The organism is Curtobacterium sp. ME12, assembly GCF_903970855.1.
Lineage (GTDB): Bacteria > Actinomycetota > Actinomycetes > Actinomycetales > Microbacteriaceae > Curtobacterium > Curtobacterium poinsettiae_A.
Genome location: NZ_CAJCKD010000016.1, coordinates 44,547 through 68,192, shown reverse-complemented (window position 1 = coordinate 68,192; position 23,646 = coordinate 44,547). Strand labels below are relative to the sequence as shown.

Here is a 23,646-nt window from a genome sequence, read left to right as displayed (position 1 = left end):
GATCGTAACGCCGGAGCGACTACCCGAACAGGTTCACCGGCCGCACGATGTCGGCGTAGATGAGCAGCGCGCTCATGCCCGCCAACAGCACCACGACGACCATCGTCAGCGGCATCGTCTTCGCCAGGTCGATGGGCCCCGGGTCCGCCTTGCCGACGAGCTTGAACGACCGTCGCTTGATCGCTTCCCAGAGCGCACCCGCGATGTGTCCGCCGTCGAGCGGCAGCAGCGGGACCATGTTCAGCACGAACAGGCCGATGTTGAGCGAAGCCAGCAGCCCGAGGATCGTGTACGCCTTGTCGACCACGGGGACACCGCTCATCGACGAGACCTCGCCGATCGCACGGCCCACGCCCACCACCGACACGGGGCTGTCCTGCGACCGCTCCTGGGCGCCGAACGCGGCGTTCCACACCGCGACCAGGCGCTGCGGCAGGTCGATGATCAGGTGCGCCGACGCCGCGATCTGGGCGCCGGTCGCGGGCAGCACCTCGGCCGGGGACTGCCGCACCAGGGACTGCCCGATGCTGACACCGACCACGCCGACGCGCTGGGTCTTCGTGGTGCCGTCATCGTTCTCGACCACCTTGCCCTCGGTGTCGTAGACGTCGCGGGTGGCGGTCGTCGGGGTGATCTCGAGGGTCTTGCGGGCACCGTCGCGCTCGACGACCACGGTGACCTGCTCACCGGCGGACTCCTGGAAGACCTCGGAGACACGGGTGATCGTGGGGTCCTGCTCACCGTTCACCGAGAGCACCACGTCGCCGGACTCGATGCCCGCCTGCTTCGCCGGGGACACCGCGTCGCCCGGCGAGCACTCGGTCGTCTGGCTGTTCGGCAGCACGCACCCGACGCTCGACGTGAAGGTCGTCGTCGGCGCCCCGAACCCGCACAGCAGCACACCGAAGAGCACGATGCCGATCACCAGGTTCATGGCCGGGCCCGCGACCATCACGATGATCCGCTTCCACGGCGTCAGGCGGTAGAAGGCACGGGAGTCGTCGCCACCGGAGTCCGCGATCTGCTCGGCGCTGGCCTGGCGGGCGTCCTGCACGAACGCGCCGTACATGCCGGTGTTCGTGATCGCGTTGGCCCGGCCCGACGCCCGCGGCTTGAGCATGCCGACCATCGAGATGTACCCACCGAGCAGGATCGGACGGATCCCGTACTCGGTCTCACCCCGCTTGAACGACCACATCGCCTTGCCGAAGCCCAGCGAGTACTGCGTCACCTTGACGTTGAAGAGCTTCGCGAAGGACAGGTGCCCCAGCTCGTGGAGTCCGATCGAGACCAGCAGGCCGATGATGAAGACGACCACGCCGAGGACGAAGAGCAGGACGGATTCGACGGTCACCGGGAAAGAGTACGGGACTGATTCCATGACGGAGCCGAGCGCCGTCTGCGAGGTGATCCGGGCCTCCCGTCCATCGCCGTCCGCGGTCTGCCGCCGCTGCGTCGACCGGGAGGCGCGACTCGCGTCAGCGGGTCAGCGCGCGGTCCGCAGCGGTGCGCGCCCACTGCTCCGCGGCGAGCACGCCGTCGAGTGACGACTCCCCCGCGGTGTGCTCCTCGACGACGCGCTCGACCGTGTCGACGATGTCGAGGAAACCGATCGCGCCGGCGTGGAACGCGGCGACGGCCTGCTCGTTCGCGGCGTTGAACACGGCCGGGAACGTCCCGCCCAGCTCGCCGACGCGCTTCGCGAGGGCGACTGCGCCGAAGGCGTCCTGGTCGAGCGGCTCGAACGTCCACGTGCTCGCGGTCGTCCAGTCGAGCGGCACACCGACGCCGGGCACCCGGTCCGGCCAGGCCAGGCCGAGCGCGATCGGCAGACGCATGTCCGGCGGCGACGCCTGGGCGATGGTGGAGCCGTCGACGAACTCGACCATCGAGTGCACGATCGACTGCGCGTGCACGGTGACGTCGATGCGGTCGTACGGCACGTCGAAGAGCAGGTGTGCCTCGATGACCTCGAGCCCCTTGTTGACCAGCGTCGCGGAGTTCGTCGTGACGACGAGACCCATGTCCCAGGTCGGGTGCGCCAGGGCCTGGGCGGGGGTGACGTCGCGGAGCTTCTCGCGGGTGCGCCCACGGAACGGACCGCCGCTCGCCGTGAGGACGAGCCGCTGCACCTCGGCGTCGGAGCCGGAGCGCAGCGCCTGCGCGATGGCGGAGTGCTCGCTGTCCACGGGCACGATCTGCCCGGGCGCTGCGGCCTGCTGCACGAGGGAGCCGCCGACGATCAGGCTCTCCTTGTTCGCCAGGGCGAGCGTGGCACCGCTCTCGAGCGCCGCAAGCGTCGGGCCGAGGCCGACCGAGCCGGTGATGCCGTTCAGGACGACGTCGGCCTCGACGCTCCGGACGAGCTGCTCCGAGTCGGCCGCGCCGAACGCCGTGTCGCGGACCCCGAACCGGGCGGCTTGCTCGGCGACGAGTTCGCGGTTGCTGCCGGCGGTGAGCCCGACGACCTCGAACCGGTCGGGGTTGCGGGCGACGACGTCGAGCGCCTGGGTGCCGATCGAGCCGGTGCTGCCGAGGACGACGATCCGCCGACGATCCGGACCGGTGCTGCCGAGGCGGCCGTCCGTCACGGTCAGCCCTTGGCGAGGATGTCGACCACGAAGACGAGCGTGGCGTTCTTCGGGATGCCCGAGCCCTCCTGCGGGTTCGCACCGTAGGCGTCCTCCGGCGTGGCGACGATCAGGACCTGTGAGCCGACCTTCTGCCCGACGAGCCCGGTGACGAAGCCCTTGATGAGCGCGCTCTCCGACACGGTGAAGGTGGTGGGGACACCCTTCGACCACGAGGAGTCGAACTCCTTGCCGGTGTCGTAGACGACGCCCTTGTACTGCACGAGGGCGGTGTCGCCGTCGGCGATCTCGGTGCCGTCGCCCTGCTTGAGCACCTCGACCGTGGTCTTCGTGGGCGCCTTCACACCGTCGGGGACCGTGATCTCCGGCTCGCCCGAGGCCTTGTCCTTGACCGTGGGCAGGCCCGGGTCCTGGTCCTGCGGGGTGCCGGTCGCCTTGGTCGGGGTCTGTGCGACGACGTCGGCGACCACGACGATCTCGCCGCCGGTGTTGAAGCCGAGTGCGGAGGACTGTCCGACCGCGGCGACCCGGTCGCCCACCTTCGAGCAGGCGAGGAGCGCGCCGAAGCCCGATCCGCCGACGGAGAGCACCTGCGGGTTGCCCTCGTCGAAGCCGACGGTGCCGAGCTTCTTGGCGTCCGATGCCTCGTACACGCTGTAGGAGACCTGCGCGTAGTCGCCCTCGTCGAGCGCCGCGCCCTTGCCCTTCACGAGGCGGGTGGCCTGCGGCGTCTTCGCGGACAGGCCGGACGAGAACTTCACGGTCGGGGCCTTCGGTCCACCGAACGACCCGGTCGCCTTGATGGCATCGGACGACTTGCCCGGGTCCGGGCAGGAGGTGATCGCCGAGGCCGTGGCACTGGCCGAGGGGGTCGGCGAGGCCGAGGACCCGTTCGAACCGGAGCCGGAGCAGGCGGCGAGTCCCAGCACGACGGCGGGGACGATGGCGATCGGGAGCAGGCGGAGACGCTTCACGAGGACCTAGTCTGCCCCACCTGTCGAAGAGTCCCCTGCCAATGACGCAGGTCGGACGACCAGCTGCGGCTCGTGGTGCACCGGGAACGCCACGGACCGCGCGATGAAGCAGAGCTCGTTGGCGGTGACGTGTGCTGCTTCGGCGTCCGCGACCCGGTCGGCTTCGAGGATCGTGACGACCGGGTGCAGGGTCGCCTCGGTCAGTTCACCCGAACCGTCGCGGTTCAGGCGGAGCGACGCGGTCGCGGTGTCCTGGTAGTCGACGACGGTGAAGCCCTTCGTCACCGCGACGTGCAGGTAGCTGAGCATGTGGCACTGGGCCAGCGCCGCGACCACCATCTCCTCGGGGTTCCAGCGGTCACGGTCCCCGCGGAACGTCGGGTCGGCGGAGCCGGGGACGTCGGGCTTGCCGGTCGCGGAGACCACGTGCTCGCGGCCGTAGTCGCGGTACCCGGAGGTGCCGGTCCCGCGGTCACCGGTCCAGCTGACGGAGACCTCGTAGGAGTGGTCGTGCACGGGTGCGCCCCTTCGCCTTGGCTAGCATGGCGGCATGACGGTGAGCCCCGAAGTCCGCAGTGATCGCCATCCTCTCACCGCCGACGGTTCCGTCGAGCTGGCGGTGCTCGAACGCTCAGGGTTCGACGAGAGCCGGCACGTCGGCGCCGGCGTCGTCGTCGACGCGACCGGCGCGGTGATCGACTCCGTGGGTGACGTGACGGCGAGCATCTACCCGCGTTCCACCATGAAGCCGTTCCAGGCCCTGGCGGTCCGCCGTGCAGGTGCGCTGTTCTCCGACGAGGAACTCGTCCTCACCACCGCGAGCCACGCCGGCACCGCGGCGCACCAGGCGCTCGCCCTGCACATGCTCGAGTCCTTCGACCACGTCGAAGCCGACCTCGGCTGCCCGCCCGACATGCCCTTCGACCGCGGGACCGCTCGGACGATGGACGGCCCCCGCCGCCTGGCGATGAACTGCTCCGGCAAGCACGCCGGCATGCTCGCGGCCTGCCGGGTGAACGGCTGGGACGAAGCCACGTACCTGGACATCGAGCACCCGTTGCAGCAGCGGGTGCGTTCCGTCGTCGAAGAGTACACGCACGAGACCGTCGACCTGGTCGGCACGGACGGCTGCGGCGCCCCTGTCTTCCCGCTCACCCTGACGGGGCTGGCACGCGGGTTCGCCGGTGTCGTGGCGCGGGCCGACGACGACTCCGCTGCGCTGACCGATGCGGTCCTGGCGCACCCGTGGGCGATCGACGGCGTCGGACGCGCGAACACGGTCACCATCGAGCGCCTGCAGGTACTGGCGAAGCTCGGGGCCGAGGGCGTCATGGTCATGGGCTTGCCCGGAGGCGCCGCCGTGGCCGTGAAGGTGCTCGACGGCTCGCAGCGGGCCGGCACCCTGGCGGCCCTGGCGCTGCTGGAGCGGAACGGGCTCGTCGCGTCGGACGGGGTGGCCGAGGTGCTCGAGGCGACCGGTGAGCGGGTGCTCGGCGGTGGTGTTCCCGTCGGCGCGGTGCGGGTCGGCGCCGGGTTGCGCTGATCGCCGCTCGGCGCTGGTCATCGATCGGCGCTCACGGTGTCGGGTACGAGGACCGGCAGCGCCGGGGACACCCGGTCGACCGTGTGGTCGTCGGGTCGACGGACGGAACAGCCGTACCGCGAGACCTCGACGGTGACGTCCCGCTGACGGGGCGCCGATCCGAGTCCGGCCACGAGCACCACGGAGCCGTGGGGTCGGCCGTCGGCGCCCACCCGCACCGCGACCGAGGTCCCCGACGGCAGAGCGTGCACTGACAGGGTGCTCGCTGACCGGGTGCTCCGGGCTTGATCGGCGCTGCCGATCCCCACGGCGTCGAGGACCTCGGGAGCAGCGGCCCAGCGCAGGTCCTCGTCGGTGTGGACGGCAGCGGCTCGGAGCTGGTCGGCGAGCCCGCGGAACACCGCGACGGCGAGTGCTCCGGCACCGACGACCACGACGTGGGACGCGGCGTCGACCCGGAGCACGCGGCCGCCCGGACAGTGCCCGAGGACGATCGCCGGCGTACCGTCGCCGTCCTCGGGGACCGTTCCGGTCGGTGCCTCCGGCACACCGAGCGGTTCGAGCTCGGCGGGCTGGTCGGGCCCGGGCGGCGCGACGAACGCGACCGGAGGGGTCCCGGGGTCCGGCGACGCCGAACGGTGCAGCACCACGTCGACCAGGGCGCAGCACGCACCCGCGCCGAGCAGGACACCCTGCCCCGCGCCGCTGATCGGCGCGAGGACCCCGGCCACGACGAGCGCGACCGCGGCCCCCACGACCACGCAACGAGCGGCGAACCGGGACATGACCCCATCGCACCAGGAACGAGTGGCTCAGCGCCGGCCCGGGACCCGATCTGTGGAGAAGTCGCCTACTGCACCAGGAAGAACTGCTCACCGATGTCGACGCGTGCACCGCGTTCGACGCGGTACCGCCGGCCGGGCTCGCAGCGGCGGATCGATCCGTCGATGTGCCGCACGACCGTGCCGTTGCCGGAGAACCGGTCGGAGACCCACAGGTCGTCGCCGTCGCGGCCGAGCTCGAGGTGCGTCTTCGACACGGACTTGCCCGGGTCGTGCACGGTCAGCAGGTCGTCGTACCGCTCCCCCGGCTGCGGTCGCGGCAGTCGGCCGAGCAGGCCCGTGCCGTGCACCCCGAGCCGCTCGCCCGTGCTGAAGTGCAGCACGAACGGCGCCCGGGTCGGGGTCTTCGCGACGATGCGGGTCTCGTCGACGTCCTCGTCGGGGTCGTCGAGCGCATCGACCACCGGGTGCGACTCCGACCGGTCGACGGGCGGGAGCGGCAGCGCGGGTCCGGTCGCTCCCGGGATCGGGGGCAGCGGTGCAGCAGCGGGCGCGCCCGTGGTGGTGGCGGACGGCACCGAGGAGGGGACGGTGGCGGAACCGGGCACCGGCGGGATCGGCGTGCGCGGCACGGCGGACGTCCCGGTCGGCGGATCGGGCTCGATCACCGGGGCAGCGTGCGCCCCACGGGGGCGACGGCCGACATCGGACTGCTCGACCTCGGCGCGCAGGGACTCGTCGTCCACCGGGATCCCGTGGTGCGGCTCGTCGCCTGCGGCGCGCGCATCGGACTCGGTCGAACCCGCGGGCTCAGCCGGACCCGGGTCAGACCCGTCCGGTTCGTCCGGCTCGTTGCCCGCGTCGGGGGCCTGCGTGCCGTCGGACTCCTCGGCTGCCCAGTCGGGTCGGGCCATCGGCAGCGGCATGACCGGGCCGGTGAAGGCCGCGGTGACCGCCGGACGGACGGCTCCGCACTCGCCGCAGAAGATGTCATCGGGCTCGAGCCGGTTGCCGCAGACGTGGCAGATGGTCGTCTCGTGCATGCCCGGGGTGACGAGCGGTGCCGGACGGGGCGGTCGACGGTCGATCAGCGGCTCGACCACGGCGGTGTCCCCGGGCTGCGGGGGCGACACGACGGCCGGCTGGTCGTCGGTGGCGCTCTTCTCCGACGCGGCCACGACCAGCTCGTCGGGCTCCGTCCCGGAGGCGTTGCTGCCCTCGTGTCTTTCCTGGGCCTGCCGGGCGAGCTCATCGTCTGACGCAGGAGCAGCGGCGTGCTGCTCGGTGTCCGGCTCGGTGTCCGGCTCGGAAGCAGGTTCGGCGGGTGCTCCCGGCATCGGCGGGACGACCGGGTCGGCCGGCGCCTCGGCAGCCGGGGTACCGCGGCCCACCCACCAGGACGGACCAGCGGGTGCCGCCGGGGGTGCGGTGGGAGCTGGCGGTGCCCACACCGGCACGGGGGGCTCGGCAGCGGGCTGCGGCTCGACGGACTGGGGCTCGACGGGCTGGGGCTCGACGGGCTGTCGCGCCGCCTGGTCCGGGACCGACGACGCAGCATCGCGGATCGGGTCCTCGGGCGTCTCGGGGCGACCGGGAGCCGGCGCGATCCGCGTGCGTTCGGGGTCGTCGGCATCGAGGGGTCCGGACGGGTACGCGTCGGGATCGAGGGGAGGCTCGGACTCGGACTGGCTCGGTGCACCTGACCAGTCCTCGAGCCCGGACCCGGCACCGTGCACGTGGGAGGGGGCCTGGCGCGGGGCGAAGTCGTCGGGCCGCTGCACCGGCACGGGTGCCGGCGGTTCGGTCCCACGACGGTCGGCACCGGTGAGCCAGGCACGCGTGGCGGGATCCAGCGTGGCTTCGGGCAACCAGGCGTCGGAGGCCGGGTCGGACCGTCGGCCGTGGGCGTCGGGTTGTTGCAACGGTGGCGGCGGTGCCTGTTCGACGGGGGTCGGCGCGACCGGGCGACGGTTCGCCGCGGCGGTGACCGCGCGTCCGCACTCACCGCAGAAGATCGCTCCGTCCGGGAGCATCGATCCGCAGTGTTCGCATCTGATCACGTGGTGCCTCTGTCCTCACTCGGCCGTCCACGACGCGCGTCCGGCCTCTGGACATCGTAGTCGCCGTGCCCCGACGCAGCCTGGCCGTCGGTCGTCCGACGGGACCGTGCCGACGGACAGCGTCCCGTTCCCCGCAGTGACCGGAGCGAGACGGCGGTGCGGAACCGCTCCCGCCGGGTCCGCCCCCTCCGGAGCGAATCGATCGCGTCGTCGGTCGCCGACCACATGCGGTCTGCGGTGGTCTGGTCGGCATCGCTCGGACCGAACACCGCACGGTCGGCCAGCGCGGCGAGTCCGGCGCCGCCGTCGCCCGGTGCACCGACCACGGCTTCGCGTCGGGTGGCGGACCGCCGCACGTCGTGCCCGCGGTCGAGCAGTGCGTCACGGTACTCGTCCCAGGCGCCGACGATGCGACCGCGGGGTGTGGTGGCGTTCCGCCGTCGTCGGCGCCGCAGTCGCTTCAGCAGCACGATCACGGCGAACGGCAGCAGGACGAGCGCGACCACACCGAGGGTCCCGAGGGCCCAGGGCAGCACCGCGAGCAGGATCTGGAGCCAGAGCGGCTGCACCGGCGGCGTGTTCCGGTCGCTCTCGGGCGGCGCCTGCTGGTCCTGGTCCTGCTGGTCGACCGGGGGCGGCGGCACGACCGTCTCCGGTCGGGTGACCGGCTGCGGGGTCTGCTGCTGCTCGTTCGGGATCTCGCGCACCTCGGGGTTGGGATTGAGCATCACCCATCCCCACTGCGCGGTGTCCACCTCGATGCGGGCCGTGACGTCGGACCCCCGGAAGGTCGTCGTCCCGCCACGCACTGCGGCGCCGTCGCGGCCCGAGTCTCCCCCGGCCGTGAAGCCCATCACGACCCGTGCGGGGAACCCGATCTCGTCCGCCATCAGCGCGGCCGCCGCGGCGTACTGCTCCTGGTCCCCGATCATCAGGGGTGCGGTGAGGAGCTCCTGGACACGGTCCGCGCCGTGGCCGGACCGACTCATCCGGTCGTCGCCCACACCGTGGCTGACGTACCCGTTCCGCTGCAGGGACTGCACCGCGGCGAGGAGCTTCGCACCGGGTGCCGACACGTCCTTCGTCGTGGACTCCACGGTGTCGCGCACGGCGTCGGGGACGTCCCGTGCGGTGGGCACGGCGGCACTCCCCGGGCGCGCGGTGGCCAGCTGCCGTTCCGTCGGCTGGTCGGGCAGCACCGCCGTCAGGTCGTAGGACGTGCCGTCCCCCACTCCGCCGACCACGGCGCCGGTGCCGGTCGATCCGTTGTAGAAGAAGGCGCCGCGCTCGTCGTCGGCTTCCTGACCGGTGAACTCCACGCGCTCCAGGTCACCGACCGTCGGCAGCCACACACCGCGGTACCCGTCGACCGTCACACCGACGTCGACCGTGGTGCCCCGGACGCCACGGACGTCGACCGCGGTCGGCACACGTTCGAAGGTGCCCGAGCCGGCCGAGCCGTCTGCCCCGCCCACGCGGTAGACGACGCCGTCGTAGGTGTCGAGCGTCGCGATGCGGACGAACCCGCCCTCGGGCAGGCCGGTCACCCGGAGCTGGGTCGCGTCCGAGGCGGTGGACTCCTCGTACGCGCGGAACCCGCTGAGCGGACTGACGTAGTCGCGCGGGTCGAACGGCTTCACGACGTCCGTGCGTGCGACGGTGCGATCACCCGACGGAGGTGCGACGAGTCCGAGTCCGGTCGCCACGACCGCCGCCGCCACGATGGTGCCGGTTCCCACCAGGGCGGGACGGACGATCGACCGCGCCACCGGCACGCGTGCACCGATGGTGGTCGCCACCGCGACCGCGCGACGCGCGTGGCGCACGGTCAGCGCCCAGACGAGGGCGAGGCCGACCAGGACGACCGCGGTCAGGATCGACGTGTCGAGCCGGCTCGGCCCGACGACGACGCCCACCGCGAAGAGCACCAGTGCCGGGATGCTCGCGAGTTCCTGCCTGGAGGCGCGGGTCGCCACGCTCACGGCCGTCACCGTGGCCACGAGCAGCGTCACGGAGTACGGCACGAGGAGCGCCTCGTAGGAGCCCACCGGCAGGCTGATGGTCACCAGCTGCTTCCAGCCGAGGGCGACGCCGGCGAAGAGGTCGAGGAGTCCGCGTCCGGTGGGCAGCAGGCCGTTGGCCTGACTCGGCACGGCGGCGGGGACGCCGGTGAGTGTGAAGGCGGCGACGGTCGCGATCGCCACGACGGCGGTCGGCAGCCGGAACAGGGTGCCGAGGAGCGCGACGACCGTCCCGACGACGATCGCCGTGACGGCGGCCGTGATCATCGCGCCGTCCCGGTACACCGGCCACCAGGACGTGCTCGCGACGGCCAGCAACAGCCAGACCGCCAGCGTGCCGCCGGCGAGCCGGAACGGCACGAGCCGCCGTGCGTCGCGACGGTCGGAACGCCGCGTCGAGCGCCTCGCCCGGTCCACGGCGGGGGCCGGGGTGGTCACGGGAGCGCCGCTCATGCTGCCGACGCCGATCGGTGCAGGGCGTGCCGGAGGTCGTCCAGGTAGCCGATGGTCATCACCGTCAGACCCGCGACGCGCAGGAACCGCGGCTGGGCCTCGGGCTCGCAGATCACCGCGACGACCTCCACCCCGACGGGGAACCGCGTGGCGGCGAGTCGGAGCGCGGGCAGGCCGACGGTCGACCCCACCACGAGGAACGCGACGGAGATGCCCTCGGTGTCGCTCCCGACGATCCGGGAGACCTCGGCGATCGGCAGGCACGCGTCAGCGAGGCCGACCGAGGCGAAGTCGTCGAGCAGGCGCGTCGGCGTCACGGTGGGGAGCGTCCGCACGGCGTACACGGCACGCTTCGCGAACTCGGGCGTGCGCTGGGACACCACGACCGAGACCTCACGGCCGTCGCGGATCGCCCGCGCGCCGAGGGACGCGGCCGCGCTCACCGCGAGCTCGAACTCCTCGTCGTCGGCGAACTCACCTCGGGCGATGCCGAGCGCGACGACGAGGTGCGAGCGACGGGTGTCCTCGAACTGCCGGACCATGAGCGCGCCGGACTTGGCCGTCGACTTCCAGTGGATGGTGCGCGGGTCGTCGCCGGGCATGTACTCGCGGATGGCGTGGAAGGCGATGTCCGCGGGCGACAGGTCCGTCGTCGCCTGCCCCTCGAGGTCGCGCACCAGGCCGGTGCTCGTCGACGGGATCGCGATCGTGCGCGGGTGCACGATGACCTGCTCGCGGGCGGTCCAGACGAGCTCGCGGCGGACGAGTCCCACCGGGTCGGCGCGGACACCCGTCACCGGACCGACGTCGAGCACCCCGCGGCGGAGCGTCGGGACCGGGACCTGCCGCTCGAAGGTACCGTGCGGCCCGATGGCCGGGATCGCGACGTCGACCAGGCCGGATCCGACCGGCACCTCGACGGTGGTCGGCACCGACGGCAGACGCGTGGGGTTCTCGGCCGTGATGACCACGCCGGCGTCGTCGCCGACCGCCACACGGTGCTGCGGCAGCCGCATCCGGATCGCCAGCCGCGACCGGCCGATCAACGCCACCGCGGCGACCACCGCGAGCACGGCGCCGGCGAACCCGACGACGACGATCTCCCGCAGCCCGAACCGGTAGCCGGTCACGAACGCGACGAGCGTCAGGGCGGCGACCGTCCACCCGAGCCCGGTGACGACAGACGAGACCTCGTCCCAGAGACGCAGGACGAGCCTCCAGGCCGTTGCCCAGAGCCGGACGATCCCGATGACCGCATCAGCTGCCACGCCCTCGCGGTCACCGACGATGCGCGTCCGGACGTTGGTCATGCCGGTGACCGTCCCCGTGCGCTCGTACGCCGTCGTGCCACGACGCGACCGCGTCGAGGACGGACGGCGCGAGCGCGTGGAGACGGGCCGGCGGTCCGTCACGTCGTGACCCGGTCGGCGGGCGGCGAGGTCTCCACCAGGAGCTGCGCGATGACGCTCGGCGCGCTGACGCCGTCGAACTCGGCCTCGGCGTCGAGCACCAGGCGGTGCGCGAGGACCGGGACGGCCAGCGCTTTCACGTCGTCCGGCGTGACGTAGTGCCGGCCGCTCAGCGCCGCGAGGACACGGGAAGCGCGGATCAGGCCCATCGCCCCACGGACGCTCACGCCGAGCCGGACCTCGCTCGCGGAGCGGGTCGCGTCCACCAGGCGGGCGACGTAGTCGGCGATCACGGCATCGACGTGCACGGTGCGCGCCAGCGCGGCCATCTCGGTGATGGTCGCGGCGGGCACGACGCTCGCCAGCGGGACCGAAGCCGACGGTGCGGACGAGGTCTCGAGGATCTTCACCGTCGCGGCGTGGTCGGGGTAGCCGATGGAGGTCTTCATGAGGAAGCGGTCGAGCTGCGCCTCGGGCAGGCGGTAGGTGCCGGCCTGCTCGATCGGGTTCTGGGTCGCGATGACCATGAAGGGCGCGGCGAGACGGTGGTTGACGCCGTCGACCGTGATCGCCGACTCCTCCATCGCCTCGAGCAGCGCGGACTGGGTCTTCGGGCTCGCACGGTTGATCTCGTCGGCGAGCACGATGTTCGCGAAGACCGGCCCGCGGTGGAAGTCGAACTCCTGCGTCCGCTGGTCGTAGACGCTGATGCCGGTGATGTCGCCCGGTAGCAGATCAGGGGTGAACTGGATGCGGTTCGTGGTGCCCTGCACGCTCTGCGCCATCGCCCGGGCGAGGCTCGTCTTGCCCGTTCCGGGGACGTCCTCGAGGAGCAGGTGCCCCTCGCTGAGCATCGCCGTGACCGCGAGGCGGATCACGAACGTCTTCCCGAGGAGCACCTGCTCGACGTTGGTCACGATGCGGCCTGCGACGTCGGCGAACCAGGTGGCCTGCTCCGGGGTCATGCTCATGCGGGATGGTCCTTCGGTCGTGGGGAGAGGTGCGGCGGAGGGCGGGTCTGGGCAGGTCGGGCGGGCGTCAGCCGCCGGGAGCGGGTTCCGGGGCGGGCTGCTCGGGAGCTGGCTGCTCCGGTTCCGGTGCCGCATCGATCGACGCGCTCGGCGGGTTCGGGTCCTCGTGGCCGTCGACGATCGCCGCGACGTACACGTAACGCGAGAGCGGTGCGTCCTCGACCGTCGGCAGGGCGTCCGGCGCGTAGACCGTGCCCTCTCCGCAGAGCTGGTAGTACCGAGAGGCGCAGAAGACGACGCGGTAGCCGGTCGGCTGGAGCCCGGCGTTCTGCGGCGGAGCAGTCACCGTCAGTTGCGTCCCCGCCGTCACGGAATCCGGCAGCGTAGCGCGGGTCTGCACCGGGCGCAGCCCGCCCACCGTGGAGCCGTCCCCGCAGAAGTTGGACGTGCCGTCCGCACAGGCCACCACGGTCACGCTCACCGTCGCGCCGAACGCGGCACCGGTGACCCAGGCGCCGTTCCCGCCGAAGGACACGAGGCCGCCGCCGTTGACCGAGTAGGCGTAGTGGTCGATCGATCCGTTGGGGCTCGGCTGGGCTCGTGGGTTCCGGATGCGGATCGCGAAAGTGCCGTCGTCCTCGCTGAACCGCTCGACGCCGATGTCGGCCGACGCCGTCCCCGGAGCGGAGAACCCCTGCACGGACGCCGCACGGCTCGGCGTGCAGAACAGACCGTTGTCGGCGAGCGCGACGTACTGGAAGTTGCCGTTCGAGTTCAGCGTGTCGTTGGCGCTGCCGCCGTCCCAGCGCTTGTCCGAGCCGGTGGTCGAGCAACCGTTCGGGATGTTCGCCCCGGGCGGGTACCGCACGATCGTGAGCGTTCGGCCACCCCCGGCCCAGTCGCTCTCGGCCGCACTGAGCGACACGTTCGTCCGCCCGGGCGACACGTCGCGCGACGCGTTCAGCGTCGGGACGCCCGGTGTGCCGACGGCACTGCCGGTGGCGGACGCGGAGTTCCACTGCACGACGGTGCCGTTGCGGTCGGCAGCGTTGCGAGCGGACACGGTGACCTTGTACTGGGCTGCACTCTGGGCGCCGGTGAACGAGGTGCTGGTGGCGGTGCCGGTGTGCCGCGTCGTCGACAGGCCGGGCCCCTCGATCGTGACGATGTAGTCGTCGACCGCGCTGCCGTTGTTGGGCGCGGACACCTTGCCCCACTTGACGTCGAGCTGGTTCGGCGTCGCCTTGCTGGGCGTGACCGTGATGCCCTTCGGCGGTGCCGGCACGAAGTCCGCACTCATCGGACCCGAGCGGGCCGAGGGCTTCGAGTCACCGATCGCGTTGGTCGCGACGACCTGGAACCGGTACGACGCCTTCGGATCGAGTCCGGTGATCGTGCACACCGTCGCGGTCCCGCAGTTCTTCGAGACGCCGTTGGTCCCGACGACGCGGTAGCCCGTGATCGGCGAGTTGTTCCCCTGCGGTGTCGACCAGGTGAGCGTGACCTGACCGCCGTCGTAGGAGCCGGTGCGGGTGGGCGCTCCAGGAGCTTCCGGGACGTCCTGCACCGAGATGGTGACGTCGCCCCAGACGTACCGGTCAGGGTCGTTCGTCGCGTCCGCCACCTGGTACTGCAGGTGGGCGTCGCCGGGCTTCGCGGCGTCCGCGACCGAGACCTGCAGGCGCGTGCGGTCACCGCTCGGCGTCACGGTGACGCCGCTCGGCAGCCCGCCGGACAGACCCCGGATGTTCACGACGCGCAGCCGCTCTCCCGGGAACGGGTTGGTCGGCCGGTCGTTCGTGAGCACGTCGATGGTTGTGGTCGCTCCACGCTTGGCCACCGAGCGGTCGGCGCCTGGCTGGACCACGGGACGGGTGGAGGCGACGACGCCCACCGTGACGGTGCCGGCGCGACCGCTGTTGGCGTCGTCCGCGACACCGATCCCGATCGACGCGGTGGTGTTCTTCCTCGCGGTGTCGGCGACCGCGATCGTGAGCTGCTGCTTCGCGATCGACGCGGTCGTGCCGGCAGCGGGCCGGCCGACGATCGAGTACCGGAGTTCCGGCAGGTCCCGCGGGTACGGGTAGTCGGTCAGCTTCGTCAGGTCGATCTTGCGCGTCTCCCCCGGCTGCATCTCGAGCGAGGACCCCGTGAACGCCGGCGGCTGGTTCGACCGGGGCGTGACCGTGATCGGGAGCACGAGCGTGGCGACGCGGCCCTTGCCGCCGTTCGCGGACGACCCGTCGGTGACCTCGAACGAGATCGACGCCTTGCCGTAGTAGAGCTTCGCTGACGTGAACTGCAGCGTCGACGAGTCCACCACCAGGCTCTGCCCGTTGGCGTGGGTGGCCTTGACCGTGCCGCGGTCGGTGATCTTCGCGGTCTCGCCGTTCGCCGTCACGACGAAGTCCTGCAGCGGGATGCGGACGGTCGCCTCGCTCTTCACCGTGACCGCACCGGCGCTGCGGTTGATCTGGGGCAGGGCGTCGTCGAAGCCCGGCACGTTGATGAAGCCGTAGGAGACGATGTCCGGGTGATCGGCCCGGGCGACCGAGAACGGGATCACCTGCGAGTCGTCGGTCAACCGGACGGTGATGCGGCCGTCGTCGGTCGGCGTCGCCGTGTCACCGTAACCGGGGACGACCCCGACCCGGAGGTCGGCAGCGGTGCCCTCGGCGAAGAAGACGTTGTCGAGCACGTCGACCGTCACGCTCTGCCGGTGCAGGATGTCCTGCAGGTCGAGGGTCGTGTCGTCGACCTCGGGCCGGAGCGGCTGGGCGTCGGGGTCGACGGTCACCGTGAGGAACGCCGTGCTCGATCCCCCGCTGCTGTTCGCGACCGTGTAGAGCACCGCGAAGTCACCGCTCGTCGCCGACTTCGGGGGCGTGACGCGGATCTGCTGCTTCCGGAGGACCTTCGCGGTGACGTCCTCGGCGGTCGGCTCGGCCTGCGATACGGTCAGCTGCCCACCCTCTGGGTCGGAGTCGTTCTGCAGGACGCGCACCGTCACCGACCCGCCGGGGCGGATCGTGACGTGGTCGGCCTCGGCCACCGGGTTCGAGGCCTGTTCGGCACGGGGTGCGATGCCGACCCGCACGGTGCCGGTGGCGCGGGCTCCGAGGGCGTCGACGACGGTGTAGGTGAACTCGTCGGTGCCGGCCGAGTAGTCGCCCGCCTCGTAGGTGAGGGCGTCCGAGGCCACGTCGGTGACCGATCCCTTGTCGGGGTTGGACCCCACGCCGACCAGCTGGACGGAGTCGCCGTCCGGGTCGATCCCGTTCAGCGGCACGCTGACCCGCACCGACGACCCGGCGACGACGCGCGCGGTGACGGTCTGCGGGACCGGCGGGTTGTTCGTGGCGGCGTCGCGCTCGCGCACCGAGATCGACACCGCGGCGTCGGCGTACTGGCCGTCCGGCCCGGCGACGCGGTAGACGGCGGTGTGGTTGCCCGGCGTCTTCGGGGCGAGGTAGCGCAGGTGGTCGCCGGAGGCGAACAGCAGGCCGCCGTCGCCCGGCACGTTCTGCACCAGCTCGGGCTGGAGCGTCAACGGCTCGCCCTCGGGCTGGGTGTCGTTGCCGAGCACGTCGATGTTCGCGACGTCTCCGACGCGCACGGTGGCGGTGTCCGGCTGGGCGACCGGGGGCTGGATGCGGTCGGGCTTCGGGATCTCGACGACGGTGATCGTGCCCGGGGACGACGCCAGGCCGTTCGTCTCCGTGTACCCGAACGACACCGGACCGTCGAGCGGCGCCGTGAGCGTGACGCGGACCGTGTGCTGGTCGAGGATGCTCGCCTGCACACCGCTGCCCCGTGCGGGCCCGTCCAGCGCCGTCACGAGCAGCACACCACCCGCCGGGTCGATGTCGGTCGCGGTGACGTCCGTGTCCTTCGTGGACAGCGTGTTGACGAACACCGTCTTCGGCGTGGTGATCGGCGCCGTCGAGGCATCCGGCGGCGCGAGGACGGTCACCCGGACGATGCCGCTCGAGGTCTTCACGCCGTCCGTCACCGTGTACTCGAGCTGGTGGTCGCCCGCCCGCTCCCCCTGCACCCGGAAGGTCCCTGCGTCGTAGCTCGGGGTGACCGTGAGCCCGGACGCGGACGACACGCTCGTCAGCGTCACGGTGCCGTTGCCACCGCGCACGTGGTCGAGCGGCTCGACCGTGAAGGCCTTGCCGGCGTAGCCGGACACGGGGAACGGATCGGCGCGCAGCGGGACGGCGCCCTGCTTGGCGACCCGTACCGTCACGGCTCCCCGTCCGTCGGCGCGTCCGTCGCTCACGACCAGCTGCACCGACCGCTCACCGGTGCGGCCGCTGTCGTTCCGGAAGTCGAGCAGGCCGTCCGGCGTGGTGGACACCCGGTCGCCGTTCGACGCGGTCGCCGACTCCAGGTACACCGGATCGCCGTCCGGGTCGACCCAGTCGCCGAGGACGTTCGAGACGACGTGCCCGTTCTGGACGACGTCGGCCGAAGTGTCGCGGACCTGTCGCGGGGCCTCGTTCTCGCTGTCGGGGCGCACGCTGATCCGGACGGTCGCGGTGTCCGATCCCCCGTTGCCGTCGGTGATCGTGTACGGGAACGTCACGGTCCCGGTGGCGCGCGACGACAGCGTGACCTGCAGACGTTGACCGTCGCCGACGATCGCGACGCGGCCGGCGGACTTCGAGATGGTGCCGACCTCACTCACGATGATCGGGTCACCGTTCGGGTCGTAGTCGTTGAGCAGGACCGGGAGGCTCGTGGTGCGTCCCGGACGAGCGCCCAGTTCGTCGTCCACCGCAACCGGCGGCTTCTGGTCCTTGTCGACTTCGGGGTCGTCGTCGGAGACCTGCTCCTGCTGCTGGTCGTCGTCCTGCTTGATCAGGTCGGCCCAGTTGTCGATGAGCTGACCGCTCCGGTCGATGGCCCAGGAACGGCCGCTCGTCGGGTCGTTGGCGACGACGGTGGCGCCGTTGTGCAGGATCTGCAGTTCGCTCGTGCCGCCGGTGCTCGCCAGCCGCTGCAACGCGCTGCCGTCACACGTGTCGATCGCCTGTCCGCCTGCCCAGGCCGCGTACGTGCAGGAGCCGTCGACGTAGGGCCGCGCGGCTCGTCCGGACACCTGGAGTGCGGTGGCGTCCACGGTGCCGGAGGCGCTGACGCGGACCAGGCCCGCCGTGCCCGCGACCGTGACCTGGGCGGTGCTGTCGGAGGACCGTTGGAGGGCCGGCGACGACCCGACCCGGTCGCCGAGCTCGACCGTGCGGCCGTCGACCGACAGGGCACCGCTCGTGCGGTCGAGCACGGCAAGGTGCCCGTCGAACGTGGCGACCTGGAAGTCGTCGCCCCGGTCCATGTCGACCTTCCACCGTTCGGCGACAGTGAGGGTCGCGCCGACGTCGACCAACGACGCCGTCCCGGTCTTCGCGGAGTAGACCGCGACGTGGCCGTCGGAGGCGTCGAAGACGGTGTCGGCGCCCAGGGTCAGGTCTGCCTTGGCCGACGCGTCGAACTCGGCGAGGTCGCTCGCGGGGGTCGCCCAGAGCTCGCCTGTGTCCGCGTTGCCGACGACCGCGGTGTCGCCCGCGAAGAAGACCTGCGGCGTCCCCGCCGGCAGCGTGATCGCGTCACCCACGGTGGCGTCGGCGACGTCGACCCGGGCGACCGTGCCCTTGGTCTCGTCGACGCTGTAGACGGTGGAGCCGCGCTGGAGCACGGACAGGTCGTCGCTGGCCGTCTCGACCGCGGTGTTCAACTGCAGGATGCCGGTGTTCGCCCGGCCGACCGCGCCGTACTCGGCCGACGGCACCCACACGGTGCCGTCGCCGAGGTCGACACGTTGTGTGTGGTACCCGGTGGAGACGATGGCGGTGGTCGCGACGACGGCGGCGACGAGCACCGAGGCACCGGTGGTGACGGCGGCGGAGCGGTGCTTGGCGAGGAGTGCCCGGATCACCCGGCGCTCCCGATCGTCGCGCACTTCTGCGCGCTCGCCGCGCCCGTCTTGCCGTCACGGTTCACGGCGACGGCGATGCACTCCTCGTCGCCCCGCTCGCCGGAGACGACGAACGTCGTGCCGGTCTGCTGACTCGAGGACCCGTCGGACGAGATGACGTACGTGTCGCCGCTGCGCAGCCCCGGGTCGGTCCAGCTGAAGGACACGGACTGCGGCGACGGCTCGGCACGGACCTCGTCCACGACCGGGATGGCCCCGGCGCCGAGCCGACCGACGACCACGACCGTGGCGATCGCGAGGGCGGCGACCACGACGACGGCGAGGGACGTCGCCCACACCAGGGTCGAACGGGTCCGGCGCCGGGCACGGGTCACGGACCCCGTGCGGTGCACGGTGCCGACGCTGTGCGAACCGCCGGCCACGACCCCGCCCTGCACCGCGCGGCGGGTGCGACGACGCCCGCCGACCCGGGTGGGTGGCTGCAGCTCACGGATCACGGTGCGGTCACCGTGCGGGGTCGGCGTCGAGATCGCCCAGGCCTCGACAGCAACGTCGGCGGACGTCTGCGGGATGCCGAGCTCGGCCTCGACCTGCTGGAACCCACGCACGAGTTCGATCACCGTCGCGGGACGTCCCTGCGGCTTCCGGGACAGCGCCGTCGCGAGCAGGCGCTCGAGCGAGGGCGGCACGTCGGTGCGACCGGTGGGCTTCACGCCGCCCTTGTCGATCCGGTGCATCAGGTCGTTCGCACCGTTCTTGCCGCCGCGGACCTCGAACGGGCTGCGCCCGGCGAGGAGCGAGTACACGGTCGCCGCGAGCGAGTACACCTCCGACTGGATGGTGCCGCGCGACTCGTCGATCAGGACCTCGGGCGCGGACCACGGGATCGACATGCCGATCGGCTCGTCCGGGTCGGTGCCCCCGATCGTCGCGGCGATGCCGAAGTCGGAGAGCACGGGGTTGCCGTAGGCCGTCAGCAGGATGTTCGACGGCTTGATGTCGCGGTGCAGCACGCCCTCACGGTGTGCGGTCTCGAGCGCCGAACCGATGCGGATGCCGATCGACAGCACCTCGGACACGGGGATCGGTTCGCGACGGTAGCGCTCGCTGAGGGACGAGGAGCAGAGCTCCATGACCAGGTAGGGACGTCCGTCAGCAGCGACGCTGGCCTGGAAGACGGTGAGGATCGACGGGTGCGTGCTGAGCCGGGCCATCAGGTTGGCCTCGGCCTGGAACATCTGGCGGACGCGGTCGTCGACGACCTCGTCCAGCAGCACCTTCACCGCGACCTGTCGTCGGGGCATGTCCTGCTCGTAGAGGAAGACGTCGGCGAAGCCACCGGACCCGAGGACGTGCACAGGACTGAAACCGCCGATCACGGGCGGGTCGGACGGCAGGCGTCTCGCCATCGTCCTCTCCTCCCCCGGCCGAGCGGCCAGCTCTCTCGACGTGGCCATGTCATTGTACGAAGCGTGGGTGACCGACATTCCGCACGCCGATCCCCCACAGCTCGACGTGTTCCCCCAGTTCGGGGGCCAGCTAGTGCCGCGGCAGCGTGTCCTCGAGGTCGCCGTCGTCCGGTGCGGCATCGACCTGCAGCACCACGACGGTGACGTTGTCACGCCCGCCTGCCACGACGGCGTCGCCGACCAGGCGCTCCGCAAGGTCCTGCGCGCCCGGCTCACGTGCCGCGATGCGTGCGATGCCGGCGTCGCCGAGTTCCTTGGTCAGCCCGTCGGAGCAGACGATGTAGCGGTCACCGGCCCGCAGGGGCAGGGTCCACCAGTCCGGCGCCGGCGGTTCGCCGAAGCCGACCGCTCGCGTGATGACGTTGCTGTCCGGGTGCTGTTCGGCGTCCTCGGCACGCAGCAGGCCGGCGTCCACCATCTCCTGCACCACCGAGTGGTCGACGGTGACGCGGCGGAGCACGCCGTCCTCGATGCGGTAGGTGCGGGAGTCGCCGACGTTGAACACGAGCGCCGCGGGCTGCCCGAGCGACGCCACGAGCGCGATACCGGTGACCGTGGTGCCCGCGCCGATGGCGTTGCCACCGGCCGCACGCTCGATGTCGGCGGTCGCGAGGAGCAGTGCACGCTGGATGCCCTGGCGCGTGGTGAACGGCTCGGCCGTCACCTGTTCGAGCCGACGCACGACCGCGTCGCTGGCGCGGTCGCCCGCGAGGTGCCCGCCCATGCCGTCGGCGACGACGAAGAACGGCGCGCCCACGATGTAGCTGTCCTCGTTGTGGTCACGCCGTCGACCGACGTCGGTCGCGGCTCCCCACGAGAGCGTCAGGGTGGCGCCGTCGGCACCGGGGACGTCGATGGCGTGCGCAGTGGCTGCTCGGCCGAGTTCGGTCACGTGTCAGGATCGCTCTCTGGTGGGTCGGGGCGTGCCGTGTGCTGTCTGATCGGAGGGCCACGGGGGAACCGGAGGCAGCCCCTCTGCCGTCGGTGCGACCCGGAGGTACGGCGAGAGGACCTCGATGGCGTTGCCGTCACCGATCTCGACTACCGTACCCGTCAGCGCGACGATCGACGCACCCGATGCCATGCGGTACGCGGGCGCGCCGGCCGGGCGGACGACCGTGCCGTTCGTGGACCGGAGGTCCTGCACGACGACGGCTTCGCCCTCGGCGTGCATCCGGACGTGGGACGACGACACCTGGCCGTACGCCGACCGCACGGTCACGAGTTCGGGCTGCGGGCCACGGGTGACCCGCGGCAGCGACGGCCGTCTGCCGATGACCACGGGGTGGTCGAGACGGAAGGTGCGGTCGCCGATGCGGATCGAGGGCACGCGTGCCGTGGGGGCGGCGGGTACCGCCGGGACGGACGGGAGGCCCGGTGCAGCACCCACGAACGGGCTCGCTCCGGCGCCGGGTCGCGCCGGCACCCGGACGACGGTGTCGTCCGGATCGACGTCGACCACGGCTGGCGGTGGCTGACCGGGTGCCCCGGGCCCGGGCCGGATGACCGTGTCACCGAGGACCCCGTCGTCGGACCCGGGGTCGGGATCGGGGTCGGGACCGGGGACGACGGGAGCTGCGCCGCGGATGACGGTGTCGTCGATGGCGTCCGCCGTCCGGTCGCCCAGCGATCGTCGGGGTCGCGGGATGACGGTGTCCTCGATGTCGTCGTCGCGCAACCGGAGCCCTCCCAGTGTGGTCCCCACCACCGTAGACGATCCGGTCGACCCCACGTCATCGACGCTCCCACGACGGCCCGCTGCCCGCGACGACCGAGCGCAGGACGAGGCCGGCGAGCGGGTCGTCCGCGCGGGTCTCGAGAGCGTACCGCGCACGCGTCTCCGCCCGGGCCCACGACCCGAGCGCCCACGCGCACCAGGCACCGAGCGACAGGGCACCGGCCGCGCCCGACGATCCATCGAACGGGCCGTCCTGCGCCCGCCACACCCGCCACGCTTCGGCGCACCGGTCGCCGGCGACCCGCACGCGGGCCCGATCGGGAGCCGGGCCGAAACCATGGAGCGCGGGCGGAGTCGGGTCCGCGAAGGGGTCGAACACCCGGATCGAACGGGGATCCGGCGTGCCCTGCGCCGCGATGAACGGCACCAGGGCCATCCGGGGCGCGAGTGCGCCGCACGCCGTCACCACGGCCGTCGCAGCGGCCGTCGACAGGACGGCGCGGCCGGGCGCGACCAGCGCGGCCGCTGCAGCAGGGAGGGTGACCGCCGCGGCGATCTCGCGAGGGAAACGGACTGCGGAGCCGGGACCGGACTGTGCCGTGAGAGGGATCATGCACGCCATCGAAACGTGCCGCGGGCCTCCAGGCAGGGGCGCCCCGACCATCTGTGGACCGGAGCGACCCCGCTCACGCCTGTGGAGGACGGGCCGACCCAGCACCCGCTCAGGCCGCGACCGGCTCCAGGCTCTCAGCGACCAGGTCCCAGCTGCCCTCGTTGCGCTCGACGACCACGCCGTTCGCGGCCGCCCAACGCACCAGGTCGTCCATGCTGCCGATGCGCGCGCCGGTGCGGGCGAGCAGCGCCACCAGGCGGCCCTTCGCGGTCTTGTTCCAGTGGTTCAGTGCACGACGACGGCCGGAGCCGTCGACGCTCACCACCCGTGGTGCCACCGCCCCAGACACGGGCCCGAGCTGCCGGTACCCCTCGGACCGCAGGTCGAGCACCAGGCCGTCCGCACGGGTCAGCAGGGAGCGGGTCGACACCGCGGGCCAGTGCGCTGCCAACCGGATCGACCCGAGCCGGGAGTCGTGCGAGAGCCGGTACGCCGGGATCGGGTCACCGGCACCGATCGGCCCGAACATCGCGGACTGCACGATCACGTGCTCCGCCCACCACGCACGGGTCGCCACATCCGCGTCCTGCGCGCCCAACGGGTCGTACAGGACCCCGGTGTACCGCTCGATCGCGGGCATGGTGCCCGAGGTGTCGAGCTCCAGGTTCCGGAGCCGCTCGGCGATCGACTTCGGACCGAGTTTGAGCGCCGTCCTGGCCGAGGACTCCTCGGAACTGACGAAGCGGGCCGCGGTCATCACCGCGGCCCGCTCATCGGCCAGTTCCGGGAACGAGAGCGCACGCAGATCGAGCGTGCGGCTCGTGTCCCCGCCCTCCCGCTTCGTCTCCGAAGGCGGGAGCAGGACGGTCAGTCCGGTCAGGACGCCAGCGCGGCCTGCCGCGCGACGATCGTCACCGTGTCGTGCTCGACCGACAGGAAGCCGTCCTCGGCGTCGACCGCGACGGTCGACCCATCGGCCCGCGTGATGCGGACCTGACCCTGCGCCAGGATCGCGAGCATCGGCTCGTGTCCGGCGAGGATGCCGATCTGGCCCTCTGTCGTCCGTGCGACGACCATGGTGGTGTCGCCCGACCAGACCTCACGGTCGGCCGAGACGACGCTCACGCTGAGACCCGCCATG

The 23,646-nt window shown here is 72.2% G+C and carries 17 protein-coding genes; 1 reads left to right on the top strand and 16 read right to left on the bottom strand.

Features of this window, described 5'->3' with window-relative positions:
• Window positions 1-19 precede the first annotated feature (19 nt).
• The 4 genes from H7A73_RS09860 to H7A73_RS09845 form a co-directional block, all read right to left on the bottom strand.
• A complete protein-coding gene (locus tag H7A73_RS09860; RefSeq protein ID WP_182065801.1) occupies window positions 20-1,354 on the bottom strand; it encodes a M50 family metallopeptidase in 1,335 nt (444 codons plus the stop codon).
• Between the two features lie 124 nt (window positions 1,355-1,478).
• The gene (dxr, locus tag H7A73_RS09855) at window positions 1,479-2,591 is read right to left on the bottom strand and encodes a 1-deoxy-D-xylulose-5-phosphate reductoisomerase (protein ID WP_182065800.1); all 1,113 of its coding nucleotides are present in this window, start codon (window positions 2,589-2,591) and stop codon (window positions 1,479-1,481) included.
• Window positions 2,592-2,593: 2 nt separating this feature from the next.
• The gene (locus H7A73_RS09850) at window positions 2,594-3,565 is read right to left on the bottom strand and encodes an FKBP-type peptidyl-prolyl cis-trans isomerase (protein ID WP_071404621.1); all 972 of its coding nucleotides are present in this window, start codon (window positions 3,563-3,565) and stop codon (window positions 2,594-2,596) included.
• Window positions 3,566-3,571: 6 nt separating this feature from the next.
• The gene (locus H7A73_RS09845; protein WP_071404620.1) at window positions 3,572-4,081 is read right to left on the bottom strand and encodes an OsmC family protein; all 510 of its coding nucleotides are present in this window, start codon (window positions 4,079-4,081) and stop codon (window positions 3,572-3,574) included.
• 34 nt (window positions 4,082-4,115) lie between these two features.
• Between H7A73_RS09845 and H7A73_RS09840 the strand changes: the two genes are divergently transcribed.
• Entirely contained in the window at window positions 4,116-5,108 is a 993-nt protein-coding gene (locus H7A73_RS09840) for an asparaginase (protein WP_182065799.1), read from the top strand.
• A gap of 17 nt (window positions 5,109-5,125) precedes the next feature.
• On the opposite strand, the gene H7A73_RS09835 is transcribed toward H7A73_RS09840, so the two are convergent.
• From H7A73_RS09835 to H7A73_RS09780, 12 genes are all read right to left on the bottom strand, one after another.
• Window positions 5,126-5,893, bottom strand: coding sequence for a hypothetical protein (locus tag H7A73_RS09835; protein ID WP_182065798.1), 768 nt, complete (start codon window positions 5,891-5,893; stop codon window positions 5,126-5,128).
• 65 nt (window positions 5,894-5,958) lie between these two features.
• A complete protein-coding gene (locus tag H7A73_RS09830; RefSeq protein ID WP_411469310.1) occupies window positions 5,959-7,950 on the bottom strand; it encodes a zinc-ribbon domain-containing protein in 1,992 nt (663 codons plus the stop codon).
• Window positions 7,947-10,409: a DUF3488 domain-containing protein gene (locus H7A73_RS09825; protein WP_220456600.1), complete on the bottom strand. Its 2,463-nt coding sequence runs from the start codon at window positions 10,407-10,409 to the stop codon at window positions 7,947-7,949. Before H7A73_RS09825 ends, H7A73_RS09830 begins: the two co-directional genes overlap by 4 nt.
• A gap of 11 nt (window positions 10,410-10,420) precedes the next feature.
• On the bottom strand, window positions 10,421-11,734 hold the full coding sequence (locus H7A73_RS09820; RefSeq protein ID WP_259362818.1) for a DUF58 domain-containing protein: 1,314 nt from the start codon (window positions 11,732-11,734) through the stop codon (window positions 10,421-10,423).
• A gap of 98 nt (window positions 11,735-11,832) precedes the next feature.
• Window positions 11,833-12,804 carry an AAA family ATPase gene (locus H7A73_RS09815; RefSeq protein ID WP_182065794.1) on the bottom strand — a complete coding sequence of 324 codons (972 nt, stop codon included), beginning with the start codon at window positions 12,802-12,804 and terminating at the stop codon, window positions 11,833-11,835.
• Window positions 12,805-12,871: 67 nt separating this feature from the next.
• Window positions 12,872-18,745, bottom strand: a complete 5,874-nt coding sequence (locus tag H7A73_RS09810; RefSeq protein WP_182065793.1) for an Ig-like domain-containing protein — start codon at window positions 18,743-18,745, stop codon at window positions 12,872-12,874.
• Window positions 18,742-20,154, bottom strand: coding sequence for a serine/threonine-protein kinase (locus H7A73_RS09805; protein ID WP_182065792.1), 1,413 nt, complete (start codon window positions 20,152-20,154; stop codon window positions 18,742-18,744). The genes H7A73_RS09810 and H7A73_RS09805 overlap by 4 nt, the downstream gene beginning before the upstream one ends.
• Window positions 20,155-20,284: 130 nt before the next feature.
• Complete coding sequence (locus H7A73_RS09800; protein WP_017885739.1) at window positions 20,285-21,106, bottom strand: PP2C family protein-serine/threonine phosphatase; 822 nt, start codon at window positions 21,104-21,106, stop codon at window positions 20,285-20,287.
• Between the two features lie 3 nt (window positions 21,107-21,109).
• A complete protein-coding gene (locus H7A73_RS09795; RefSeq protein WP_182065791.1) occupies window positions 21,110-21,919 on the bottom strand; it encodes an FHA domain-containing protein in 810 nt (269 codons plus the stop codon).
• Window positions 21,920-21,947: 28 nt separating this feature from the next.
• Window positions 21,948-22,505: a hypothetical protein gene (locus H7A73_RS09790; RefSeq protein WP_182065790.1), complete on the bottom strand. Its 558-nt coding sequence runs from the start codon at window positions 22,503-22,505 to the stop codon at window positions 21,948-21,950.
• A gap of 109 nt (window positions 22,506-22,614) precedes the next feature.
• Window positions 22,615-23,367: a YaaA family protein gene (locus H7A73_RS09785; protein ID WP_247737754.1), complete on the bottom strand. Its 753-nt coding sequence runs from the start codon at window positions 23,365-23,367 to the stop codon at window positions 22,615-22,617.
• Window positions 23,368-23,381: 14 nt separating this feature from the next.
• Entirely contained in the window at window positions 23,382-23,645 is a 264-nt protein-coding gene (locus tag H7A73_RS09780; RefSeq protein ID WP_027465776.1) for a F0F1 ATP synthase subunit epsilon, read from the bottom strand.
• Between the last annotated feature and the right edge of the window lies 1 nt (window position 23,646).

Coding starts and splice junctions, on each gene's coding strand:
- H7A73_RS09840 (WP_182065799.1), top strand. CDS start 4,116: ATGACGGTGAGCCCCGAAGTCCGCAGTGATCGCCATCCTCTCACCGCC.
- H7A73_RS09835 (WP_182065798.1), bottom strand. CDS start 5,893: ATGTCCCGGTTCGCCGCTCGTTGCGTGGTCGTGGGGGCCGCGGTCGCG.
- H7A73_RS09820 (WP_259362818.1), bottom strand. CDS start 11,734: ATGACCAACGTCCGGACGCGCATCGTCGGTGACCGCGAGGGCGTGGCA.
- H7A73_RS09815 (WP_182065794.1), bottom strand. CDS start 12,804: ATGAGCATGACCCCGGAGCAGGCCACCTGGTTCGCCGACGTCGCAGGC.
- H7A73_RS09805 (WP_182065792.1), bottom strand. CDS start 20,154: ATGGCGAGACGCCTGCCGTCCGACCCGCCCGTGATCGGCGGTTTCAGT.
- H7A73_RS09790 (WP_182065790.1), bottom strand. CDS start 22,505: ATGATCCCTCTCACGGCACAGTCCGGTCCCGGCTCCGCAGTCCGTTTC.
- H7A73_RS09780 (WP_027465776.1), bottom strand. CDS start 23,645: ATGGCGGGTCTCAGCGTGAGCGTCGTCTCGGCCGACCGTGAGGTCTGG.